The sequence below is a fragment of the Brasilonema angustatum genome (genome assembly GCF_059505445.1).
Map to the genome: position 1 here is coordinate 25,327 of NZ_JCACKO010000157.1, position 18,682 is coordinate 44,008.

The following is an 18,682-nucleotide window of genomic DNA, read 5'->3' on the forward strand; positions in this document are numbered from 1 at the left end:
ATTTATTGACATTGAGAGGTAGTTGTTGACAATCGGCGTTTGCACTGGCTTATAGTAGATACAACTAATGTTTGATGATTCAAACTATTTTGGCTTTTGGCGTAAGCCATTGGTCTAGCTTTTTTATCTTTATCTTACTTTAGTTTGATATCAAATTTATGTATTACTTCGCTTTTTTATCCTACTATGTATACACTATATTAAATAAATATACGTAAATTGTGACAGTAATTTTCCGATAAAATTACTGTAGTCACATAAACAAAGTTTGCCGACTATATATTTTCAATTTTATTTAGTAATCTTTGTTACATTTGAAAATTTAAAGTCATCAAAATTCTCTTTATGAAGTTAATGAAATATTTATAATCATCCTTTAGTCAGAAACGAGTTTTTTTCTTGCTCTTGAGGGATAGTCGCTTTTTTAATATGTTCGCTATCAAGTAGTAATTGAGATGCAAATTTTGACAATTAAGTGATCGAGACATGAAAATCAGGAGCTTTTTACACAGAAAATTTGGAGTTTATGATTGCCGGTCTTTTCGTTATCAACCCCGTCAGCAAAAGCTTATAACTGGCATAAGTCCCTTAATGATTGGAGCAACAGCCGCAATGTTGCTGGATATAAGATTAAATGGCAGCTTAGTGAATTTTGCAACTTTTGGTTTCTGTGTTTTAGGTTTTAGTGCGTTTCTATGGCGTTCTGAATTAGACCTGGTATTCAAGTGGATTTCAAGGTTTAATCATCGCTATAAATTTGCGACTGTTTTATTTGCTTTAGTCGGAAGTTTTTTCATAATCGATGCCCTATCACAAAGAGCTGATGCTCAGTTTTTCAAAAATGCGGAAACATGGATGACTTCGCAATTTTCAGGTACTGGGGAGGCGATTACTTTAGTATTCAACGTGTTGCGGGGATTGTTTTTGCTTTACTTAGGGATTTCTTTGGTTAAAGTCATCCAAGCAGCTCGTCAGGATGAAGATTGGCAGAATTTAGCTCGGACACCAATGATTATTTTGATTGCAATGACGATGGGCGATATTCTAGCAAACTTGATTATTGGGGGAACTGGTGGTTAAGGATTTTTCACGAACCACAGTGTCTTACTCCCTTTCCACCTAAAGATTACGCATTATGGCAGCAGTTCTTTAGCAATGGATGCAGGGGAGGCAGTGCGTTGCAGTCTTGTCTTCAACTCTGATCATCAACCACCATGACTGAACTTCAATCAAAATTACTATGTCACGCTCACGCCCCGTCAATAGCACTCTAGGAAAGCAACCCAATATTGGACCGTTTCCCGCCGACCAACTTGTACCGTGGGCAATCATTGCAGGGATTTCTTACTACTTGTGTCACGGCTTGTTCCGACTCAATTGGATTTGGACGGGTGCGATCGCGATCTGGTTAATTTCTACTTGGTGGGTACTAACCGCAAATGGACATTGGCGCATTTTATCCAAGTTTATTATTACCCCCAATTGGACACGAGTACGAGTACCTTACCAACGAATTTATATTTCTCCATCTAAATCAAGGAGACGCAAATCCTCATGAGCACGACTCGCCAACCCAACAAACAAGGTAAGCGAATAGTTGACAACGGAGAGCGCAAAGTACGGCTTACTCCTTTAGAAGATGCCTTTAGTTTGGTGTCGATGCTGCAAATTAAACTGCAAGGACGTTTGGTAGGTGCATATGTACTTCGCAAAGGCGTTAATAACTACCTAATTCACTTTGGGTTTGAGTGCCGAGGAATTCATTCAACCTTGCAGAGCGACCAGATTGACCCCGTTTTTGATGCTATCGAGTCGGGGCTAAAAGATTTACCACAATTTGAGCGCCTCACCATTCATTTAAGTTCCTTCACTGACGACGCTGTACGCCAAAAACAGTTGAAAGAACTCATAAAACAATCACCTAACAAAGAATTGCAATATCTTCTGATGGGCGATCGCTTGCGCGTAAAACAATTAACGCTTCAAGGCATTCGCAAACCCAAACAATTGAGGCTTTACTGCTCCTACACACTAGAGCCGGAAACTCAGGGTACAACCGACGCAATAGAAAAGCTCATCACCAAGCTCGAACGTACTTGGAAGTCTTTTATCGGCGAACTCGACGAAATTCAATTTACCCAAATTGAACACCTACTGTACACATCTTTTACCGATGGCTATCAGCTGTGGGAACAGTTACTCACGAACAAAATGGGCTTGGATATCCGCCCCTTAACGGCTGAGGAACTTTGGGCAATTCTTTGGCAGCGGTTCAATGACACGCCACCACGCCCAGTCCCCCAACTGCTGGTTCTAGATGAAGATGGGTTGCGTGAGGAGGTATACTCAGAAGTTCATCCTACCTCTTTGCTGATGGAGAGCGAGTCATCAATTCCCGTTGCTGACAGGCGTTGGGTACACATCAAAGGGAAGTACATTGGAGCGCTCACTTTTGCGGATAAGCCTGGTGGTTGGACAGACAAAGAACGTCAGTTGCGTTACCTCTGGGAAGTTATCAGCAGAGAGCGGATTTATGACACCGAGATTTACGCACAGTTAACGCGAGCGAACGAGACACTCGTTAAAACTAACATGCAGCGCCTTACCAAACAATCGCAAACGGCATCCCAGATTGCAGCGCAGGGGAACTCGATTGATGTCAAGGCAATGCTCAACATTAAGAAAAGTGTTGCCGCTCAGGAGGAATTGTACGAGGGAGCAGTTCCCATCCACACATCTGTTGTATTTTTGGTGTATCGCTCTACCAGGGAACAACTGGATGAAGCTTGTCGCTATCTGCAATCTTGTTTTTTGCGTCCTGCCTGGGTAGTGCGGGAGATTGAATACCAGTGGCGAGTGTGGTTACAGACTTTCCCAATTACCTGGGAACGCCTAATGGCAGTTCCCTATAATCGACGGCTGGTTTACCTCAGTCCTGAAGTACCCGGACTGATGCCTCTAGTACGCACCAAAAGCGGTGACAATACGGGTTTTGAACTCATTGCCTCAGAAGGCGGGACACCTACATTTCTCAATCTCTACACCCAGCACAAGAATTTGGGATTATTCGGCACGACTCGGAGTGGAAAATCGGTAGCAGCAGCGGGGATTCTCACTTATGCACTAGCTCATGGAATGCCCGTTGTGGCAATGGATTATCCGAAACCTGATGGTAGTAGCACGTTTACAGACTATACCCAATTTCTGGGTAGTGATGGCGCTTACTTCGACATTGGACGGGAAAGTTCAAACTTGTTTGAGCTACCAAACCTTGCACGCCTAGATCCGAAATTACAGCAAGAACGCTTTGAAGATTATAAAGATTTCTTGCAGACTGCACTATTGGCAATGGTTGTCGGCTCCAAACGTGGGGAGTCGGGACTGCAAGAAAGGATGATGACCGATACAGTGCGGTCAATCCTGGCATTGGCAATTAAAGCATTCTTCAGTGACGACCAAATACGCGATCGCTACGCCGCAGCATTCACTTGTGGCTTTGGCTCACCAGAATGGCAGAATATGCCTACCCTCACAGACTTCTTGAGCTATTGCTCTTATGAACGACTCAGACTTGAACCACTTACCGCAGCGACTATTGCTAGCTTAGAGCAAGTGAAGTTGCGCTTGCGCTTCTGGCTCTCTTCGCGAGTGGGCAAGGCAATTTCCCAACCCTCAACTTTTAACAGCGATGCCAGGTTACTTATTTTTGCACTGCGTAACCTATCCAATGATGAAGATGCCGCAATCTTGAGTTTGAGTGCGTACAGTGCAGCGCTCCGTCGGGCGCTAGCTGTCCCAGCAAGTATATTTTTTATTGATGAAAGTCCAATCCTTTTTGAATACGATTCGATTGCAGCGCTTGTCGGCAGACTATGTGCCAACGGTGCTAAAGCTGGGATACGAGTCATTTTATCAGCACAAGACCCTAACACCATTGCAGCTTCTCCAAGTGGGGCAAAGATTTTTCAAAACTTAACGACTCGCCTCATCGGTCGCATTCAACCCTCGGCAGTTGATAGTTTCGTGCAAATTCTCAAGTACCCTAGAGAGATTATCGATTGCAATGCGACTGAGAGTTTTTTTCCCAAAAAGTCAGGTTTCTACTCCCAGTGGCTTCTGGACGACAACGGTATATTCACTTTTTGTCGGTATTATCCCGCCTTTAATTTGTTGGCAGCTGTAGCGAATAATCCGGACGAACAAGCACAACGCACAGCAGCAATGCAGCAACACTGCGATAAGTTTGTTGGCTTAACTGAGTTTTCTAAACAACTTGTTGCCAACGCAACGAGGTAATTTTTGAACGGTGAATAGGACTGATTTATGAAGAAAGTTAAACAACGATGAACAGGACTGATTTATGAAGAAAGTTAAACAACGATGAACAGGACTGATTTATGAAGAAAGCTAAACAACGATGAACAGGACTGATTTATGAAGAAAGTTAAACAGATGATTGCTGGAGGTTTAGGTACGATTGCTATCTCTGTAATTGGACTGGCGCAAGCTGGTGCAGTAGAATTACCACTCATTGGGGATAGCCCTCTAGCAAAAGTTTTTGAACCATTGCAACAGCAATTGAACTCTTGGAATGCTTATGTATCCTCAATTCTTTCTGACAAACTTGAACCTCTTACTAAATCTTTAGGAGGAGATTTGCAAGCTGCGATTAATGAGGCGATGGGCGCATTGGGTTTACCCGACCCTACCCAGACGAGGAAAGAAGTGGAAAAGATTGCAGCAGGTTCCACTACGCCCATCAATGGTGCTGAACGAGCGACAAACGAGGTAGACCGCCAGATTACTCGTGCTGTGGCTGATGCGACACTTGGCAAGGTAGGTCAGCAGCGTACCAAAGAGCAAGTGGAGAAAACACAAAGTTCAATTCAACAAGTCGTGGTACACGCTCAAGCTGCTCAAGGAGAAGTGGTGACGCAGAATGTCATGAAGCAAATTGCTGCTCAGAACGCCCAAACTGCTGCAATTTTAGGAGCGATGCGGGCGGATGGCTTGCGGCTGCAACAATCCCAAGATTTGGCAAACACCAATCTAACCAATATTTCTCGTGCTGTTGACGGTCAAAATCAAGCCAAAGTCCGCGAAACAGTGGGTCAAGGTTTTGAGAATTATCGCACTGCTGCGAGAGCGTGGTTGTTTTGAGGAAAAGAGGAGTGCGCCGCCATGATGTACTTTGCACTGCTGTCTACTAGATTAATTCTTGCCCAAACTCAAAAAGTTGGTGAAGCGGTTTCCAAGATTACGGAAGATGGCGCTGCTGCTAGCGTTGCTATTGCATCTGCAATGGATGGACTTTGGGATGACGTACTCAGTAGTGGTTTATATGCTGCGATCGCACGACTAGGGATGTTTTTTGCCATTGGCACCTTGCTTGTGTTTATCGTGCAGTGGACGAAAGACATGGTGGATGGTGACAATTCCAAACCTTTCACTGAACTTATCTGGCCCATCATTGTGATTGTCCTCTTAGCCAACAACGCGACTGTTCTAGCTGAATGTACCAGAGGACTTAGGGAAATGATTAACCAAACGAATCAAACCTTGCTAACTTCCACCTCCAGTTCAATTCGGTTGCAAGAAGCGTATCAACAGGTGATGCAGCAGAGTGGTGCCGAAAGTGCCGTGCGTGGCTTGATGACTCAGTGTAATGCGATCGCAGATCCCCAACAACAAACGGAATGTCTGAAAAATGCCGCAGATCAAGCGCAAGAAATTGCAGATCAAACCAATGGTGAGAAAAAAGGTGGGTGGTTTCCTGACTTTGGGCTGACTGAATTTTTCAGTACAAACCCTCTTCAGCTGGCGGTAAGAGGCTGGTTAATTGCTTTTAGCATCGCCTTTCAATGGCTGACTGAAATTTCATTATTGCTCACGGGTTTACTCGGTCCCTTAGCAATAGGTGGGTCATTGCTGCCCGTTGGTCAAAAAGCAATATTTGCGTGGCTAACGGGCTTTTTTAGTGTAGGTATGGTCAAGCTTTGTTTCAATATTATTTGCGGTTTAGTCGCAACACTTGTATTAAATGCTGAAGCAAATGACCCGCTCATTTTCGCCTTCGCCACTGGACTAATCGCCCCGATTTTATCCTTAGCTTTAGCTGCTGGTGGAGGAATGGCGGTTCTTAACAGCTTGTCTAGAGTTGCTACATTCGGATTGTCTAATCTCTTCATAAGCAAGAATTGATGAATATTAGACATCTGGTGAAAATTCATCTCAAACTCTTGCACTGTCTGGACTAAAGTTGAATTTCTGGAGAGGTCTATTAATCTCTTAATAAATAACAATGTATGACGGACTCAGCTACTCAAAAACGGTTAAAATTTCTCAACAGACACCAACTCAAATTTTCTACACCTGATGCTTTAGCTTTATTTGCATTAGGGACATTCGCTTTGCACCTTCTCACCTTTTTTCTGTTGGTGTTGTTGTATGGTGCGTACTCCACGCTGAGTAAAAAAGAACCTCCCTCATTAGTGCAATTACAAGACGGTAAATCAATCAAAGCAATTCCCTTAGGAAGTCGGGAGCGCACTCCTCAAGTCGTGACGCGTTTTATAAATGACACTATGATCTTAATGATGAATGCGAGTGGAAGCTTGCCAGCGACTACACCAGAAGAAGCGCGTGAACCCAAGATAGATTCAGGTGTTGATATCCGTGCCGTAGGAAATGGACGAAGTAAAGTTACGACTGCTGCGTGGCAAGCTTCTGCCGCTTTATCCGAAGACTTTAGGAAAGAATTCTTGAAACTGCTTGCTGATACGACTCCTCAAGGGGTGTTCAAAGGTACAACTCAAATGGTGTTAACGCCCCTTTCGATTCAACCCCCTGTAAAAATTGCTGAAGGCAAGTGGAAGGTCAAAATGGTTGCAAATTTAACTGTGTTTGACCGGAGAAATAATTTAGGTGAAATTATCCCATTCAATAAAGAAATTTTTGTCCAGGCAGTTGAAGCTCCCGATCCACCAGTGCAAATGACGGGATTGACAGCAGTAATTTATGGAGTGCGAAGTTCTGGGTTAGAAATTTATGCGATTCGGGATACAAGTGAGGAGAATTTGTAATGAGTGAACAACTGAATGGTGCAGTCAAAATTGATGAATCTGAATTGGATGATGAGGTTTGGCGTAGATTCAGCGAAAGTGATGCGGAGTCCGAAATTGATTGGGATGAAGGGACACTTGCCAAGTTATTGGATTTTCACGACGACGATAGTAATCCTGGTTCGACAGTCGTTACTGCTGAAGTAGCGCAGTCCCTACAAACTCAAACAGCGAATGCGAACACTAACGTCATCACTCAATCTGAGTTATTTGATGATCCTCATGCAGGTAAAACACAGCCTACTTTGGCGGGTAATCCTTTTGCCAAGTTTGGCACGGTGGGTTTGGGTTTGGGGGTAGTGTTTGTCACGGCTGCGTTTTTTCTCAACACAGTGATGAAGGGAAAACCGAAGGCTGCGCCAGAAATGGTGAAGACTACGCCGAAACCTGAAATTGTTGCACTAGAGAAAAAAGAAGAGAAAGCAGAAACTGGGAAACTAAAGGCACAACTTGCTCTAGGCAAGCAAGCGGAACAAATTAAAGCGGTGGAGGCTGCAAAGTCACCGAAGTCTACAATAAACGAGTCTCCGAAGGAGACACTGCCCAAACGCACTATCCCTATCAACAAACCCAGTCCAACTCCGCACCTCCAACGTCCAGATCCAGCAGTTCAATTCATACCCCCTCGTAACCCACCTTCACATGATGTATCAGAGCGTAGTTTTCCAGTTCGCCGGTTGCTTCCTCCAGTGGAAAACGTTGCCTTGAAACCAGTTCGTTCTGCTTTTAACAATGAGCTATCTATAACTTCAAGTAAAAAATCTCCAAATGTGCAACAAGCTGACCCGTTTGCGAAGCATATGCCCGAAGGGCTATTAGAACAGTGGGTGGCGATGAGCCGCTTAGGGAGTTACGGTACTGGTAAGAAGCAGTTGCAGACAAGCCTTGCAACTGCAACACGACCACAAAGTGAACTTCCCTCTGCATCAAATGCACAGTCGTTCCCCCAGGAACTTGTTGTCGTTGCGCCTAAAGCAACGCCTGTGGTGTTCGCTAGTGAGGGTGCTAGGGATGTAGTTGCTCCTCAAAGTCCCTCTGCTCCCCCATTGCTTCCAGATCCAAATCTAGAAAAAAACATTTTGACTGGTAACCCTGTGCAGCAGTTAAGAGTGGGGATGACCGCAATAAATGATTCGGAATCTCAAATATTAGATAAAAGAACGACGGTGCAGCAGTTAAGAGTAGGAATGACCGCAATAAATGATTCAGAATCTCAAATATTAGATGAAAGAACGACGGTGCAGCAGTTAAGAGTGGGGATGACTGCAATAGGTAAAATCGCTACCCCAATGGTGTGGGCTAACCCTGGTACTACTCAAACTAAATCCGATGGACGCAGTCAAGGAGAAGAAAATTTCGTGGTGCGTTTAACCCAACCTATCGTTGACGATGAAGGGTACGAAATTTTCCCAGCTGGTAGCGAGATTGTTTGCACCGTGCAAGGTGTTCATCAATCGGGTTATACAACTGTGCAAGCAACCCGCCTGGTGGTGGATGGTCGAGAGTATGTCCTGCCAAAGGGCGCGATCGCTATTACTGGAAAAGGTGGTAATCCCCTCATAGCATCTCGTTACGGCGATAAAGGCGCGGAGATTGCTTCTAGAGATGCTACGGCGTTTGTCTTTGGTTCCCTTGCCAAAGTCGGTAAAGTCCTAAATGAACCTGATGAAACGTCCTCTTTTGCGAGTGTGGGAATTGGCGGCTCTACCAGCACAACTTCAATTAAAGGTAACAAATCTAACTTGTTGGGTGCAGTGTTGGAAGGTGGGTTTACTCCACTGACACAGGAGATATTAGCTCGTAATCAGGCAGCGCTGGCAGAGATTACCAAGCGAGAAGATGTTTGGTTCATCCGCGCAGGTACTGATGTTCAAATTGTGGTTAACCAATCATTTGAATTGTAAATAACCTCTGTGTATGTACGTACAAAAAGGAGCGAGAGGCTTATGAAAAATTCCTTTAGACGATTTACTTTTGGCGCTTTTATTTTCACTATTCTAATTGCTGGAGGCACTGCTGATCTGGTGTCTATGGCAGCTGACACTCAAGAACCGGGAATGGTGCGGCGGGTATCGGTATCGGTAGCAACGGGTCAAACAGGTGAAAAGCTAACCACGATTGAATTATTGCCGGGGTATGGCGTTAACTTATCTTTCATCCCCACTGGAGAAACAGTGCAGAAGGTGTGGTTTGATAATCCAGCCATCGCCTCACTTGATGTTGAAGGTTGTCTTGAGGGGTTAGGGCGTGAGTGCGAACAAGAAGGAGCAAGCGTGCTACACCTGCGCTCGATAAAACCTATGAATATTCCAGGTTTACGCAAGACAAATAGCTCACTGCTCACGGTAATTACTAACGGTTCAGATGGGCGCAGGGTGTACTTGTTTCGAGTCGTCGTGGCTAACACCGCTTCTGCAAGAAATCACGTCCATACGGTCGAAGTTTTCCCAGACGCTGCATCCTCACCATCAACACCAACGCCATTACCTTCAGTGATTGATGCCCAAGGAGATTTTCATCAGATCCGTCGTGGGCTAATGGTTGCTTTAAACCGACGTTTAATCAATGAGAACTCGGTGCTGTGGAATCGCATTGTTAGTTTTTTGGGAAAGGTACGTTTAGGTGAACCACTTTCACAAGCAGCACAAACAAGTGGAATTTCTCTGCAGCTGGTAGCGAAGTTGCAAGAATTCGGTAATATCTCTAACTCTAACCTTAATTCAACTGTTAACAATACCTCAGTACAAAGAACAGATATTCTGTTAAGATGAAACGTTTAAAATTTCTTAATGCAATTGGTCTTTGTCTACCGATTTCAATCCTTGTTTTGATTGGGATAATACCAGAAAACGTCCTATCTCAACCAAATACTGTACCCATTCTCAACAGTAAAAGTCAACCAACTCTTTTAGATTCTATTCCCACCACTACTTGGAACGGCGCAAAATTACCAAATTGGGTAAACATTACTTTTAATGAAATGCCAGGAATTAGTGAGAATGGCAGTTTCATTGCTCCAGAAGGAGTGCAAGACCAACTGGGCTACGACCCCTCACGCACCTGGAGTGTTGGTCAAACCCCAGATCAGTACATGATGTTAGGAGACTTCCAAGACAGTTTCAAGCTTCAAAATTTTAGCTTGAGTGAGATTTCCAGTCTGACTGGATTGGATTTAAGTAAAGTAAAGTTAGATAGTTTTGGAGTGATAAAATTGCAAAATTTAGGCAGTTTAGTTAAGGCAATTCCATCACTTAATAAAGTACCAATCGCCGATATTACACCTGTATTTGACCTGCTAAAATCTCAATTAATAAGCCCGGTTGACCCTGCAATTAATATTGGTCAATTACTAAAGCAATCTCCCCATTTACAAAACTTAGAGTTTAAGTCTCTACCAATGGATAGTTATGGACTTGATGCAATTCCAGGTTTAGAACAAACCCCCATTGCTGCCTTTAAAGATTGGCAAGGAGTAAAAATTTCAAATATCCCTGGATTGAATAAAGTGCCATTCAATGAATTTCCCAACCCCATTAATGCTGTTGGAGGAACAGTTGGCAAGGTGGATATTGCTTTTGGAACAGACGAACAGCAACGCGAATACACTATTTCAGGCAGCCATAAAGAAGGCTTTGCTGTCCCATGTCATAAAGATTGCGCTCACGTCGAATTATCTGGTGGGGCGAATGTTTTGGGTAAAGCATGGGTCAGTGGTAAGTATCAATTGGTGAATGGTGGTAAAGGGTTTCTCGGTTCAGTTAATAGCGGCAAAGAACCTACAGGTCGTCATCCTTTTGGTTCTGCTTTTAAGGTTGTGGTGTGGGATGTTTCGGAAGTGGATGGCATCATGAGCCAAGCTTTGTTTTTCAGGGTTTGTATGCGTAACCAGTTTGTTGATTTGGGGTGTACACCCTATTTCATTGGTCCCGTTCCCTTTATGACTTATAAAGAAAAAGAACCCATCTTTTTAGGGTTAATAACCGGAGGTGATGAAAGTTCAGTTTCCACGCCTACAGGGTTGAAGAGTAGTGGATTTAGGTTTAAAAATTCCACTAATGCATCGGTGAATAAGTTATCTAATTTACTGCCAGCAATTAAAGGAGATTGTAAGAAGCTTCATTCATCGGGTACAAATATCAATGCTTTGAGTGCTGCTTTATCAAGCATCGAGGGAAACTATGATTCGGTGGGTAACTACGTGTGCGACTCCTTTGGTAATTGTGGTCGGGGACTCGGTACAATGCAATTTATGTCCTACCGCCCAGATGTGCGAAGTATCATCACCTCCAAAAATGGTGGTGCAGAATTTTTAGCTCGTGTGGAGAAGGGTGAATTGGTAACGGGTGAAGAAATGGTGCAGTATATCTCTCCCAGTGACCAGGAGGAGTTGTTTGCAAAGGATGCTACTACTTTGCTTGATCTTGCTGCTTCTGAAATTGACCCAACGACGGGACAACCCTTTACTGGAGAGCGATTAGTTCAACGAGCCGCACAGATGCACTTTGGAGGCTCTGCAATATCCATTGATGGCGGGATGAGCGACATTCAAGGCAAGCTCAGTGTTAAGGGTTACGGCGAAAAGGCGGCTGCATCCTATCAGGGTGCGATGCAACTTATGGGATGCAGTTAGGAGCAATTATGCAGTCAATAATCAATCGTTTTCCCCTTGTTAAATCCCCATACCATCGAGTACTACTGGCGTTGGCGTGTGTGGGTTTGTTTGTGGTTCCTGCCTTGTTCGTTAGGGTGACTTCATCAAGGAATCGTGACATAGCGCTTACTTGGAAAGCAGCTCAAGATATTGTACCCGCATCACTTATTCAAAAGACTATCATTCAGAACTCAACTGGTGGTGTCGATGCGAATAAGGTGAAAGTTTTGCAAATTCCCAATCAGGGCAAAGGAGCATTATACATCTTTGACTTTCAGTCGCCGCAGTTGTGCGGCGCTGGTGGTTGCTTATATGCGGTTTACCAGGAGTCAGGTAGCCTGTTGCTAAATGCGATCGCTAACCCCAAATTGCCTAAAGGAGAAGCATTGTTTAAGGTAGATGACGTGGTGCGCAATGGTTTTTCTTGTTTGGTTATCACGCAGACAACGACAACCCCTCTGATGGTATCGCGTACCCAATATTGCTATCAAGGCACAGCTTTTGTACGTGTTTATGAGGAGCTAACTCCAAGAAACATCTCCGAAAACTAATCTCAAACCCTGATCTGTCAGGGATAATGCTTAATTTATGGAGAGGTCTAATGAAACAGAGTTTCAATTAAAATTAATGACGTTATGAATAGCACATCAAAATATCAATATGTTGCCATCGCCCCAACATCTTCACAATCTTTATCTCGCATTACCGACCACTTAAAAAGCGTGCTCAAAACCCAGTCTGGATTAATGTTGCTAAGCAGTTTGGTAGTGGTAGGTGTTTTTTCTGCCATGAGCAGTGCCAGAAAGAAAGGCAAGATTGCTACGAGTTACTGGGGTGGTGCAAAAGAACGAACGGCTGCTTTAAAGAAAGCTAAAAAGCAGATGAAAAAGACGACTCGCAACAACGTAGCGCTGTATGTAGGTATACCTCAACAAATGCGCTCAAAGTTGGAGTCAGAGTGGCGTTCTCAAGGGTTGCTTAAAACCCCTTTTCCTACCTGGTGGACTAAAGCATTGCCCTCACTCAGTGCTTGCCCTACACTGTACGTCCCTGATGCCCAAAGAGGAATTGCTGCTATCGGTGCAGCAGGTTCGGGTAAGACTTTCAGCGTCATTGACCCCTTAATCAGAAGTGCCTTTGACCAGGGTTTTCCCGTGTGTTTGTACGACTTTAAATATCCTGCCCAAACAAAACGAGCCGTTGCCTATGCAATGAAGCGAGGCTATACGGTGCGCGTATTTGCGCCGGGATTTCCAGAGTCAGAAGTATGCAATCCCCTGGACTTAATTAAAGACGAAGAGGATGCAATTTCGGCTGCTCAATTAGCGCAGGTGGTATCTAAAAATTTTAACAAAGGTGGCGCAGACGGTGGTGGCGACAAGTTCTTTGAGGAAGCAGGCGATTCCCTTGTGGAAGGTATTTTGCTGGTAACGAAAGCGATCGCCACCCTCACCGGAGATGACAAATACTGCGACTTGATGACAGCCCAAGCCATTCTCAGCTTACCGAAGTTGCCAGCTCGCTTAGAAGCTGCATCAAAGTCTAAGCTGAAGGTGTGGACCACTCGCCCGCTTTCTCAACTAATCAGTGTAAAAGATTCGGAAAAAACTGCTGCGTCCATTATCGGTACTGCCCAACGGATGTTTCAGCGCTTCCTCAAACGCGATTTTGTTGGAGCATTCTGCGGCAAGACAACCCTCCCTTTAGACTTGGATGGCAAGCAGCTGATTGTATTTGGGCTAGACCGGAATAACCGCGATATCGTAGGACCACTCTTAGCAGCAATCTTGCACATGATAGTATCGCGCAATGTGTCGCGCACCGTGCCTCGTAAAGACCCTCTGGTGGTGTCACTGGATGAATTACCCACCCTGTATTTGCCAGCGTTAGTAAATTGGCTCAACGAGAACCGAGAAGACGGATTTGTGGGGATTTTGGGCTACCAAAACATTTCACAGTTGGAGAAAGCCTACGGCAAAGAGTTAGCGCGGGCAATTTTGGGAGGTACGGCGACGAAGTTTATATTTAACCCGCAAGACCCGGAGAGTGCCAAATTATTCTCAGACTACTTAGGTGAGATGGAGGTTAACTTTAAATCCAAGTCTCGGAGTACGGGTAAGGGTGGGGTGTCTACTTCACTTGCAGAGCAAAACCAAAAGCGGCATTTGTTCGAGGCGGCGGAGTTTGCGAAGTTGGGAACTGGTCGTGCTGTCATTATCAACCCAGCTTATACTCGTGCCAATGAAGCTTACATACCGTTGTTGCAAGCGGTGAAAGTTCCAAAAGCCGACATTGAGGAAATGAACTGGGCAGAGAGTAAGTGGGATGTGATTCGCTTACGACTCGTTGCTCAAAACTCTGGAGGTATTGTCACCGATGCAGAACGCTCTCGTCAATTCAGCGAGCGATTGGCATTGGCTGAAGAATTATTTCCGATACCAACCCAGCCTCTAGAGGTAACAGCGGAAGAATTAGCAGGTGTTTTTTAAAACTTGATAACAGCAGCTTTAGTATTTGCATTAAAAGGTAACAGCGGAAGAACTAGCAGGTGTTTTTTAAAGGAAATTTATGCCTCTACAAGAATCGATGAGTGAACGTTGTCAGCAAGTGTTTCAAAAATACCCCAGATGGTTAGTTCAAGTGCATGAAGCGCTGCACAAACCCCCCGTGCGCTTGGACTTTGCTCCTTCATCAGTGGAAATTTTTGACCAATCGGGATTACTGCTTGGTGTTTTGTTGGGAGAAACGGTGTATTCAGCTGCTAGAAAGGCTGGGGTAAGAAGTGAGTTTATGGCGTGGTTATATGATGGTGAGTTGGTCGTATTTGCTATCGAAAGTGAAGTAATTGTCAATCGCATACCAATTTTTAATCAAAATTAGGTGAATTACAATGTCTATTTCCGGTGTGTCTCCTGGAGATTCATCTTCGTTTACCGAGCAGTATCTGCAAGTGATTGAAGCTTGGTTAAGGAAGTTTTTGGATAAACAAAGGGAGCAAAATAACGTTAACAAAGATAATAATTTGCAAGTTGAGATTAGAGTGGATAATAAGCTTGTTTATGGAAGGGTTGATAACCAACTTGTTGCTTCCTTAACCCCAGATATTGTCAAAAAATTAGGACAAATTCAAAATACGTCTGTTGGTGACAAAGTTGATGGAGTGCAAAGTTCAACATTAAAAGTGGATGGAAAAGTTGTTTTGCAATCTGAGGCTGATGGCAGTGTGGTAGTTAATGAATATTTGAAAAAAGATTTGGAATTGGCAGGAGAGCAAATTTTTACAAAAGAAGAAATTTTTGATAACTCCAAGCTAGAAAAGTTAGTTGAGCAACTAGAAGAACAAGCTGAATTACCGATTAAAGTTGTGCTTCCTCATCAACTTTCACAGCAGATTCAACAAGAGCAAGAGTCACATTTGACTCCTACGGATAAGAACACAAATTCGGGTATGAAACGTGTGAGTGAAGCCGTGGATGTATTGCCTGAAGGTGAATTGAAAGCGTACCTCATGGCACAAATTTCTGAGATGCGACAGTTGCATCAACAACAGTTAGCTTTGCAACAGCGGCAATTTGAAGAGCTGATTCAACAAAGATTGCAAGAACCGAATAACCCAAGTTGGTGGCAATCATGCAGGAATACTGCCAGTCAGATTTGGAATGAATTTAGAGAGCGATTACATACCCGTGAAGCAGCGGCGGCACTTAAACAAGTATTCACCAGCCATGCTGTTCCAGGCTCAAACGTTTATCATGCTGTGGGATACACTATTACTCGTTCTGGTAGGTCTTATCAGTTGCAAGATGCTAGTGGTAAATCTATCTTGCAGTTTCAGGATACGCCCTTTGGTGTGAGGCTGCCAAAAAATAGTCCAGTGGTTGATGAGCGTCACAAAAAAGAATTAACTGCACTCTGTGAGCAAGTGTGTTCAGGGGAACATTTAAGAGGAGCATTTAGCCCTGTGGGTGCTAGAGAAAGCGAGGAGTTTTCCAGAATTCAAAAAATCACACGATCATTAAGTGATTATGCCAAAAGACAAGGTAAAACTGTTAGTATTGATGGTCAATTTTCTTATAAATGGAGAGCTGCCCCTGATGGTCGAGTCTTGATAGCAGCGAAAGATGGGCGTGGGGCTTTGCTAGCAGTGGGTAATGGCTTGCAACAATGCCGAATGAGTGAGCGGGATTTAGCTTATTTCGAGCAGATATTACCCAAATTAGAAGCAGTTCAATCATCGATTCAATCACCTGTGGAAACCAAAAAAGCTAGTGCTAAATCTCAGTTGGGTGTTGTTCAAAGTCAAAACTCATCTGAATGGGAAAGATGAATCATTTATCAAAATTAAACAAGCTGCTTGACTCTGGAGAAGCAGTGATTTCTATTGTTGTTCCTGTGCGAGAACGCCAAAACGTTCTTAGGTCGTTATACGACACATTAACTTTTCATTTAACATTACCAGTATACTTGTGGAATTTGGGAGACCCTGAACATTTTAGAATAATTGAATGTGGAGCAAGTGATGAGGAACGAGTTGTTCTACTGGATGGCTTTGAAGTAGGAGCAGCAGCAGAGGTTACTCCTGGTAGTAATGCACTTGCAGCTTTAAAATCCATTAAAAACTCTGACACTAATGGTGTCTTCATTCTGGAGAATATACCCTCTTGTATGCAGGAACGAGAGGGGGCAATTCTGAGACAGTTATTAATTAATATTTCTTCAGATATTACGGCACAAAAAACTTCTAAATTCTTGATTCTGCTTGTGACTGATGAAGTAGAATTGCCTGCAAGCCTGAGTGGGTTAATTGAAAGTTTAGAATTACCTTACCCTGATGTCAGTGAGCTAGAGAATTTAATCTCAACATACCTGCCTACCCTAATTGGTGCTACAGTGGGTGCTGATTTGGTACAAAGTCTTGCAACTGCGGCAGCTGGACTACATACTGAGGATATCAAAGCAGGGTTGCGGCAGGCGGTGCTAGACAGCGATGGTTTTCCTGGGAATGATGTCTCCTTGGTGCGTTCCCTTCTTGATTACAAAATCAATCGGTTTCGTTCCTTCAATCTCAACTTTGTCCCAGAACCGAACGTGCATGACTTCGGTGGACTGGATAACCTCAAGCGTTTTATTCAAGATGCAAAACGTGATTTCCAAACAGATGCACGCGCTGCAAATATTCCCCTGCCAAAAGGGTGTTTGCTTGTGGGATCACCAGGGACGGGTAAAACCTTAGCAGCTAACGTCTCGGCGCGGGAATTGGGATTTCCCCTTGTTAGTATTGATACAGGTGCTATTGTCGCGGGAGGAGTAATGTATTTAAAGCGCCTGTTGAATAGGGTAGAAGCTTGCGCTCCTGTGGTGCTTTACTTTGACGAATTGGATAAACTTTTTACTGCGCTAACTGTTTCAGGCGAAGATAGCGGTAGCAGACACATTCTGGGAATTCTGCTCACTTGGTTGCAAGACAAGCGCAGCGCTGTGTTTGTCGTCGCCACCCTCAACAGGTTGGATGTGCTTCCACCAGAATTAACCAGAGTGGGAAGATTTGACGAAATCTTTTATGTGGGTTTTCCTAATGCTTTTGAGCGCAAGCAGATTATTTCGCTTCATGCTGCACGATTTGACGAGCGTTACAGGGATGGTGGCGATAGCCTTACCCAACAAGAGTGGAAGATTATTCTCAATAAGACGGTAAATTGCACTGGTGCAGAATTGGCGCGAATGGTGGAGAAAGCAGCGCGATCGCTTTTCCATTCAGGTAAACCGATGGTAATAGATTTACCCATATTGTTGCAACAGCGAGATGCAATAGTTCCTTTGTACATGCGAGATACTGACCGCATCTTAGCAATTGAAAATCGCGCACGGGGATTTGCACAGCCTGCTAGCTCTCCCGATTGTAGCGAGTATGCTCCGCCGATTAAGAGTTATTGGGGAGATTGAACACTATTATATCAAAAAATATGTCATATAATTTTAATTTTCGTTTCAAATCTCTTTTATCTTAATTAGTACAAGTGTCGTCCCAGAAATTAGAGTGATTTTCTATTTTTCTGGATAAGTTAAAGTAAAAACAGTAATATATAAAAATATATTTTTATTAAAAAAGTGTTAGCTTAACAAAAACAATGACTATTAAAGAACAACTTTTTCGAGAAATTGAATCCGCTCCAGAATCGCTCTTAGCACAAACACTTGATTTCTTACAGTTTATCAAAACTAAACAGCGTGAATCGCAGCCAGTAGTGGATGTAACAGAAACCCCTGCACCTGAACAGCAAACAACAGTGCAGTCAACAGGTCGCTCGCTTTTGGAACATTTGAAGACTGTTGGTAGCTGGGAAGGAGATGACTTGGAAGAATGTCTCCAGGTAGTTTATGAAACTCGTGGCAAAGCCAAATTTAACTATGATAACCATTTTGAATAATGTATTTATTGGACACAAATCATTGTAGTCGTGCAATCCAAACAGATGAGAACATTTTACGTCGCCTTGCTGAAGCTGAAAATGCTTTAGTGACAACTTGTGTTGTTGTCCAAGGAGAATTGATTGACATGGCAGAGCGCTCACAACGTAGTTCAAGCAACTTAGCTTTGGTGAGGCGTTTTCTTCAAGGTTTATATGTTTACAGAATTGATGAAGTTACAGCAGAAACATACGGAAAACTTAAAGCAGCTTTGTTTAATCAGTTTGGTCCACGAGAGAAAAGTAAGCGGAGAAAAACCAAAATTACTGATTTAGGATTCGATGAGAATGACCTCTGGATTGCTGCTATTGCTGTGCAACACAATCTAACGGTTGTCTCGGCTGATAGCGACTTTAACCGAATTCAACAAGTTAGAGCATTGTCTGTTGAATCTTGGCTGTGAACTTACGGAGAGCAACGCTCAAAAGTTGGATGACGCTTA

16 protein-coding genes are annotated in these 18,682 nt (G+C 43.6%); all 16 read left to right on the forward strand.

Going from position 1 to position 18,682, the window contains the following annotated elements:
- Positions 1 to 591: 591 nt before the first annotated feature.
- Positions 592 to 1,080, forward strand: coding sequence for a hypothetical protein (locus tag AC5JM2_RS35220; protein ID WP_495840750.1), 489 nt, complete (start codon positions 592 to 594; stop codon positions 1,078 to 1,080).
- Between the two features lie 160 nt (positions 1,081 to 1,240).
- A complete protein-coding gene (locus AC5JM2_RS35225; RefSeq protein WP_495840752.1) occupies positions 1,241 to 1,558 on the forward strand; it encodes a hypothetical protein in 318 nt (105 codons plus the stop codon).
- The gene (locus AC5JM2_RS35230; RefSeq protein WP_495840754.1) at positions 1,555 to 4,296 is read left to right on the forward strand and encodes a putative type IV secretion/conjugal transfer ATPase; all 2,742 of its coding nucleotides are present in this window, start codon (positions 1,555 to 1,557) and stop codon (positions 4,294 to 4,296) included. Before AC5JM2_RS35225 ends, AC5JM2_RS35230 begins: the two co-directional genes overlap by 4 nt.
- A gap of 138 nt (positions 4,297 to 4,434) precedes the next feature.
- Positions 4,435 to 5,160, forward strand: a complete 726-nt coding sequence (locus AC5JM2_RS35235; RefSeq protein ID WP_495840756.1) for a hypothetical protein — start codon at positions 4,435 to 4,437, stop codon at positions 5,158 to 5,160.
- Positions 5,161 to 5,181: 21 nt separating this feature from the next.
- The gene (locus AC5JM2_RS35240) at positions 5,182 to 6,201 is read left to right on the forward strand and encodes a hypothetical protein (RefSeq protein ID WP_495840758.1); all 1,020 of its coding nucleotides are present in this window, start codon (positions 5,182 to 5,184) and stop codon (positions 6,199 to 6,201) included.
- A 104-nt stretch (positions 6,202 to 6,305) separates the two neighbouring features.
- Positions 6,306 to 7,082, forward strand: coding sequence for a hypothetical protein (locus AC5JM2_RS35245; RefSeq protein WP_495840760.1), 777 nt, complete (start codon positions 6,306 to 6,308; stop codon positions 7,080 to 7,082).
- Complete coding sequence (locus tag AC5JM2_RS35250; RefSeq protein ID WP_495840762.1) at positions 7,082 to 9,025, forward strand: TrbI/VirB10 family protein; 1,944 nt, start codon at positions 7,082 to 7,084, stop codon at positions 9,023 to 9,025. Before AC5JM2_RS35245 ends, AC5JM2_RS35250 begins: the two co-directional genes overlap by 1 nt.
- A gap of 42 nt (positions 9,026 to 9,067) precedes the next feature.
- The gene (locus AC5JM2_RS35255; RefSeq protein WP_495840764.1) at positions 9,068 to 9,892 is read left to right on the forward strand and encodes a hypothetical protein; all 825 of its coding nucleotides are present in this window, start codon (positions 9,068 to 9,070) and stop codon (positions 9,890 to 9,892) included.
- A complete protein-coding gene (locus AC5JM2_RS35260; protein WP_495840766.1) occupies positions 9,889 to 11,751 on the forward strand; it encodes a hypothetical protein in 1,863 nt (620 codons plus the stop codon). The genes AC5JM2_RS35255 and AC5JM2_RS35260 overlap by 4 nt, the downstream gene beginning before the upstream one ends.
- An 8-nt stretch (positions 11,752 to 11,759) precedes the next feature.
- Positions 11,760 to 12,323 (forward strand): histidine kinase, encoded by a 564-nt coding sequence (locus AC5JM2_RS35265; protein WP_495840768.1) that lies wholly within the window; start codon positions 11,760 to 11,762, stop codon positions 12,321 to 12,323.
- Between the two features lie 195 nt (positions 12,324 to 12,518).
- Positions 12,519 to 14,261 (forward strand): type IV secretory system conjugative DNA transfer family protein, encoded by a 1,743-nt coding sequence (locus AC5JM2_RS35270; protein ID WP_495840886.1) that lies wholly within the window; start codon positions 12,519 to 12,521, stop codon positions 14,259 to 14,261.
- A gap of 79 nt (positions 14,262 to 14,340) precedes the next feature.
- Positions 14,341 to 14,652 carry a hypothetical protein gene (locus AC5JM2_RS35275; RefSeq protein ID WP_210615582.1) on the forward strand — a complete coding sequence of 104 codons (312 nt, stop codon included), beginning with the start codon at positions 14,341 to 14,343 and terminating at the stop codon, positions 14,650 to 14,652.
- A 10-nt stretch (positions 14,653 to 14,662) separates the two neighbouring features.
- Positions 14,663 to 16,099, forward strand: coding sequence for a hypothetical protein (locus AC5JM2_RS35280; RefSeq protein ID WP_495840770.1), 1,437 nt, complete (start codon positions 14,663 to 14,665; stop codon positions 16,097 to 16,099).
- The gene (locus tag AC5JM2_RS35285) at positions 16,096 to 17,715 is read left to right on the forward strand and encodes an AAA family ATPase (protein ID WP_495840772.1); all 1,620 of its coding nucleotides are present in this window, start codon (positions 16,096 to 16,098) and stop codon (positions 17,713 to 17,715) included. The genes AC5JM2_RS35280 and AC5JM2_RS35285 overlap by 4 nt, the downstream gene beginning before the upstream one ends.
- 185 nt (positions 17,716 to 17,900) lie before the next feature.
- Positions 17,901 to 18,200 carry a DUF2281 domain-containing protein gene (locus AC5JM2_RS35290; RefSeq protein WP_495840774.1) on the forward strand — a complete coding sequence of 100 codons (300 nt, stop codon included), beginning with the start codon at positions 17,901 to 17,903 and terminating at the stop codon, positions 18,198 to 18,200.
- Positions 18,200 to 18,643 (forward strand): type II toxin-antitoxin system VapC family toxin, encoded by a 444-nt coding sequence (locus AC5JM2_RS35295; protein WP_495840776.1) that lies wholly within the window; start codon positions 18,200 to 18,202, stop codon positions 18,641 to 18,643. The genes AC5JM2_RS35290 and AC5JM2_RS35295 overlap by 1 nt, the downstream gene beginning before the upstream one ends.
- Positions 18,644 to 18,682: the final 39 nt, after the last annotated feature.

What these genes read in the sequence shown, in the direction of transcription:
- AC5JM2_RS35295 (WP_495840776.1), top strand. Translation starts at nt 18,200, where the DNA reads ATGTATTTATTGGACACAAATCATTGTAGTCGTGCAATCCAAACAGAT.
- AC5JM2_RS35225 (WP_495840752.1), top strand. Translation starts at nt 1,241, where the DNA reads ATGTCACGCTCACGCCCCGTCAATAGCACTCTAGGAAAGCAACCCAAT.
- AC5JM2_RS35265 (WP_495840768.1), top strand. Translation starts at nt 11,760, where the DNA reads ATGCAGTCAATAATCAATCGTTTTCCCCTTGTTAAATCCCCATACCAT.
- AC5JM2_RS35235 (WP_495840756.1), top strand. Translation starts at nt 4,435, where the DNA reads ATGAAGAAAGTTAAACAGATGATTGCTGGAGGTTTAGGTACGATTGCT.
- AC5JM2_RS35270 (WP_495840886.1), top strand. Translation starts at nt 12,519, where the DNA reads ATGTTGCTAAGCAGTTTGGTAGTGGTAGGTGTTTTTTCTGCCATGAGC.
- AC5JM2_RS35240 (WP_495840758.1), top strand. Translation starts at nt 5,182, where the DNA reads ATGATGTACTTTGCACTGCTGTCTACTAGATTAATTCTTGCCCAAACT.
- AC5JM2_RS35220 (WP_495840750.1), top strand. Translation starts at nt 592, where the DNA reads ATGATTGGAGCAACAGCCGCAATGTTGCTGGATATAAGATTAAATGGC.
- AC5JM2_RS35285 (WP_495840772.1), top strand. Translation starts at nt 16,096, where the DNA reads ATGAATCATTTATCAAAATTAAACAAGCTGCTTGACTCTGGAGAAGCA.
- AC5JM2_RS35245 (WP_495840760.1), top strand. Translation starts at nt 6,306, where the DNA reads ATGACGGACTCAGCTACTCAAAAACGGTTAAAATTTCTCAACAGACAC.
- AC5JM2_RS35250 (WP_495840762.1), top strand. Translation starts at nt 7,082, where the DNA reads ATGAGTGAACAACTGAATGGTGCAGTCAAAATTGATGAATCTGAATTG.
- AC5JM2_RS35230 (WP_495840754.1), top strand. Translation starts at nt 1,555, where the DNA reads ATGAGCACGACTCGCCAACCCAACAAACAAGGTAAGCGAATAGTTGAC.
- AC5JM2_RS35255 (WP_495840764.1), top strand. Translation starts at nt 9,068, where the DNA reads ATGAAAAATTCCTTTAGACGATTTACTTTTGGCGCTTTTATTTTCACT.
- AC5JM2_RS35280 (WP_495840770.1), top strand. Translation starts at nt 14,663, where the DNA reads ATGTCTATTTCCGGTGTGTCTCCTGGAGATTCATCTTCGTTTACCGAG.
- AC5JM2_RS35260 (WP_495840766.1), top strand. Translation starts at nt 9,889, where the DNA reads ATGAAACGTTTAAAATTTCTTAATGCAATTGGTCTTTGTCTACCGATT.
- AC5JM2_RS35275 (WP_210615582.1), top strand. Translation starts at nt 14,341, where the DNA reads ATGCCTCTACAAGAATCGATGAGTGAACGTTGTCAGCAAGTGTTTCAA.
- AC5JM2_RS35290 (WP_495840774.1), top strand. Translation starts at nt 17,901, where the DNA reads ATGACTATTAAAGAACAACTTTTTCGAGAAATTGAATCCGCTCCAGAA.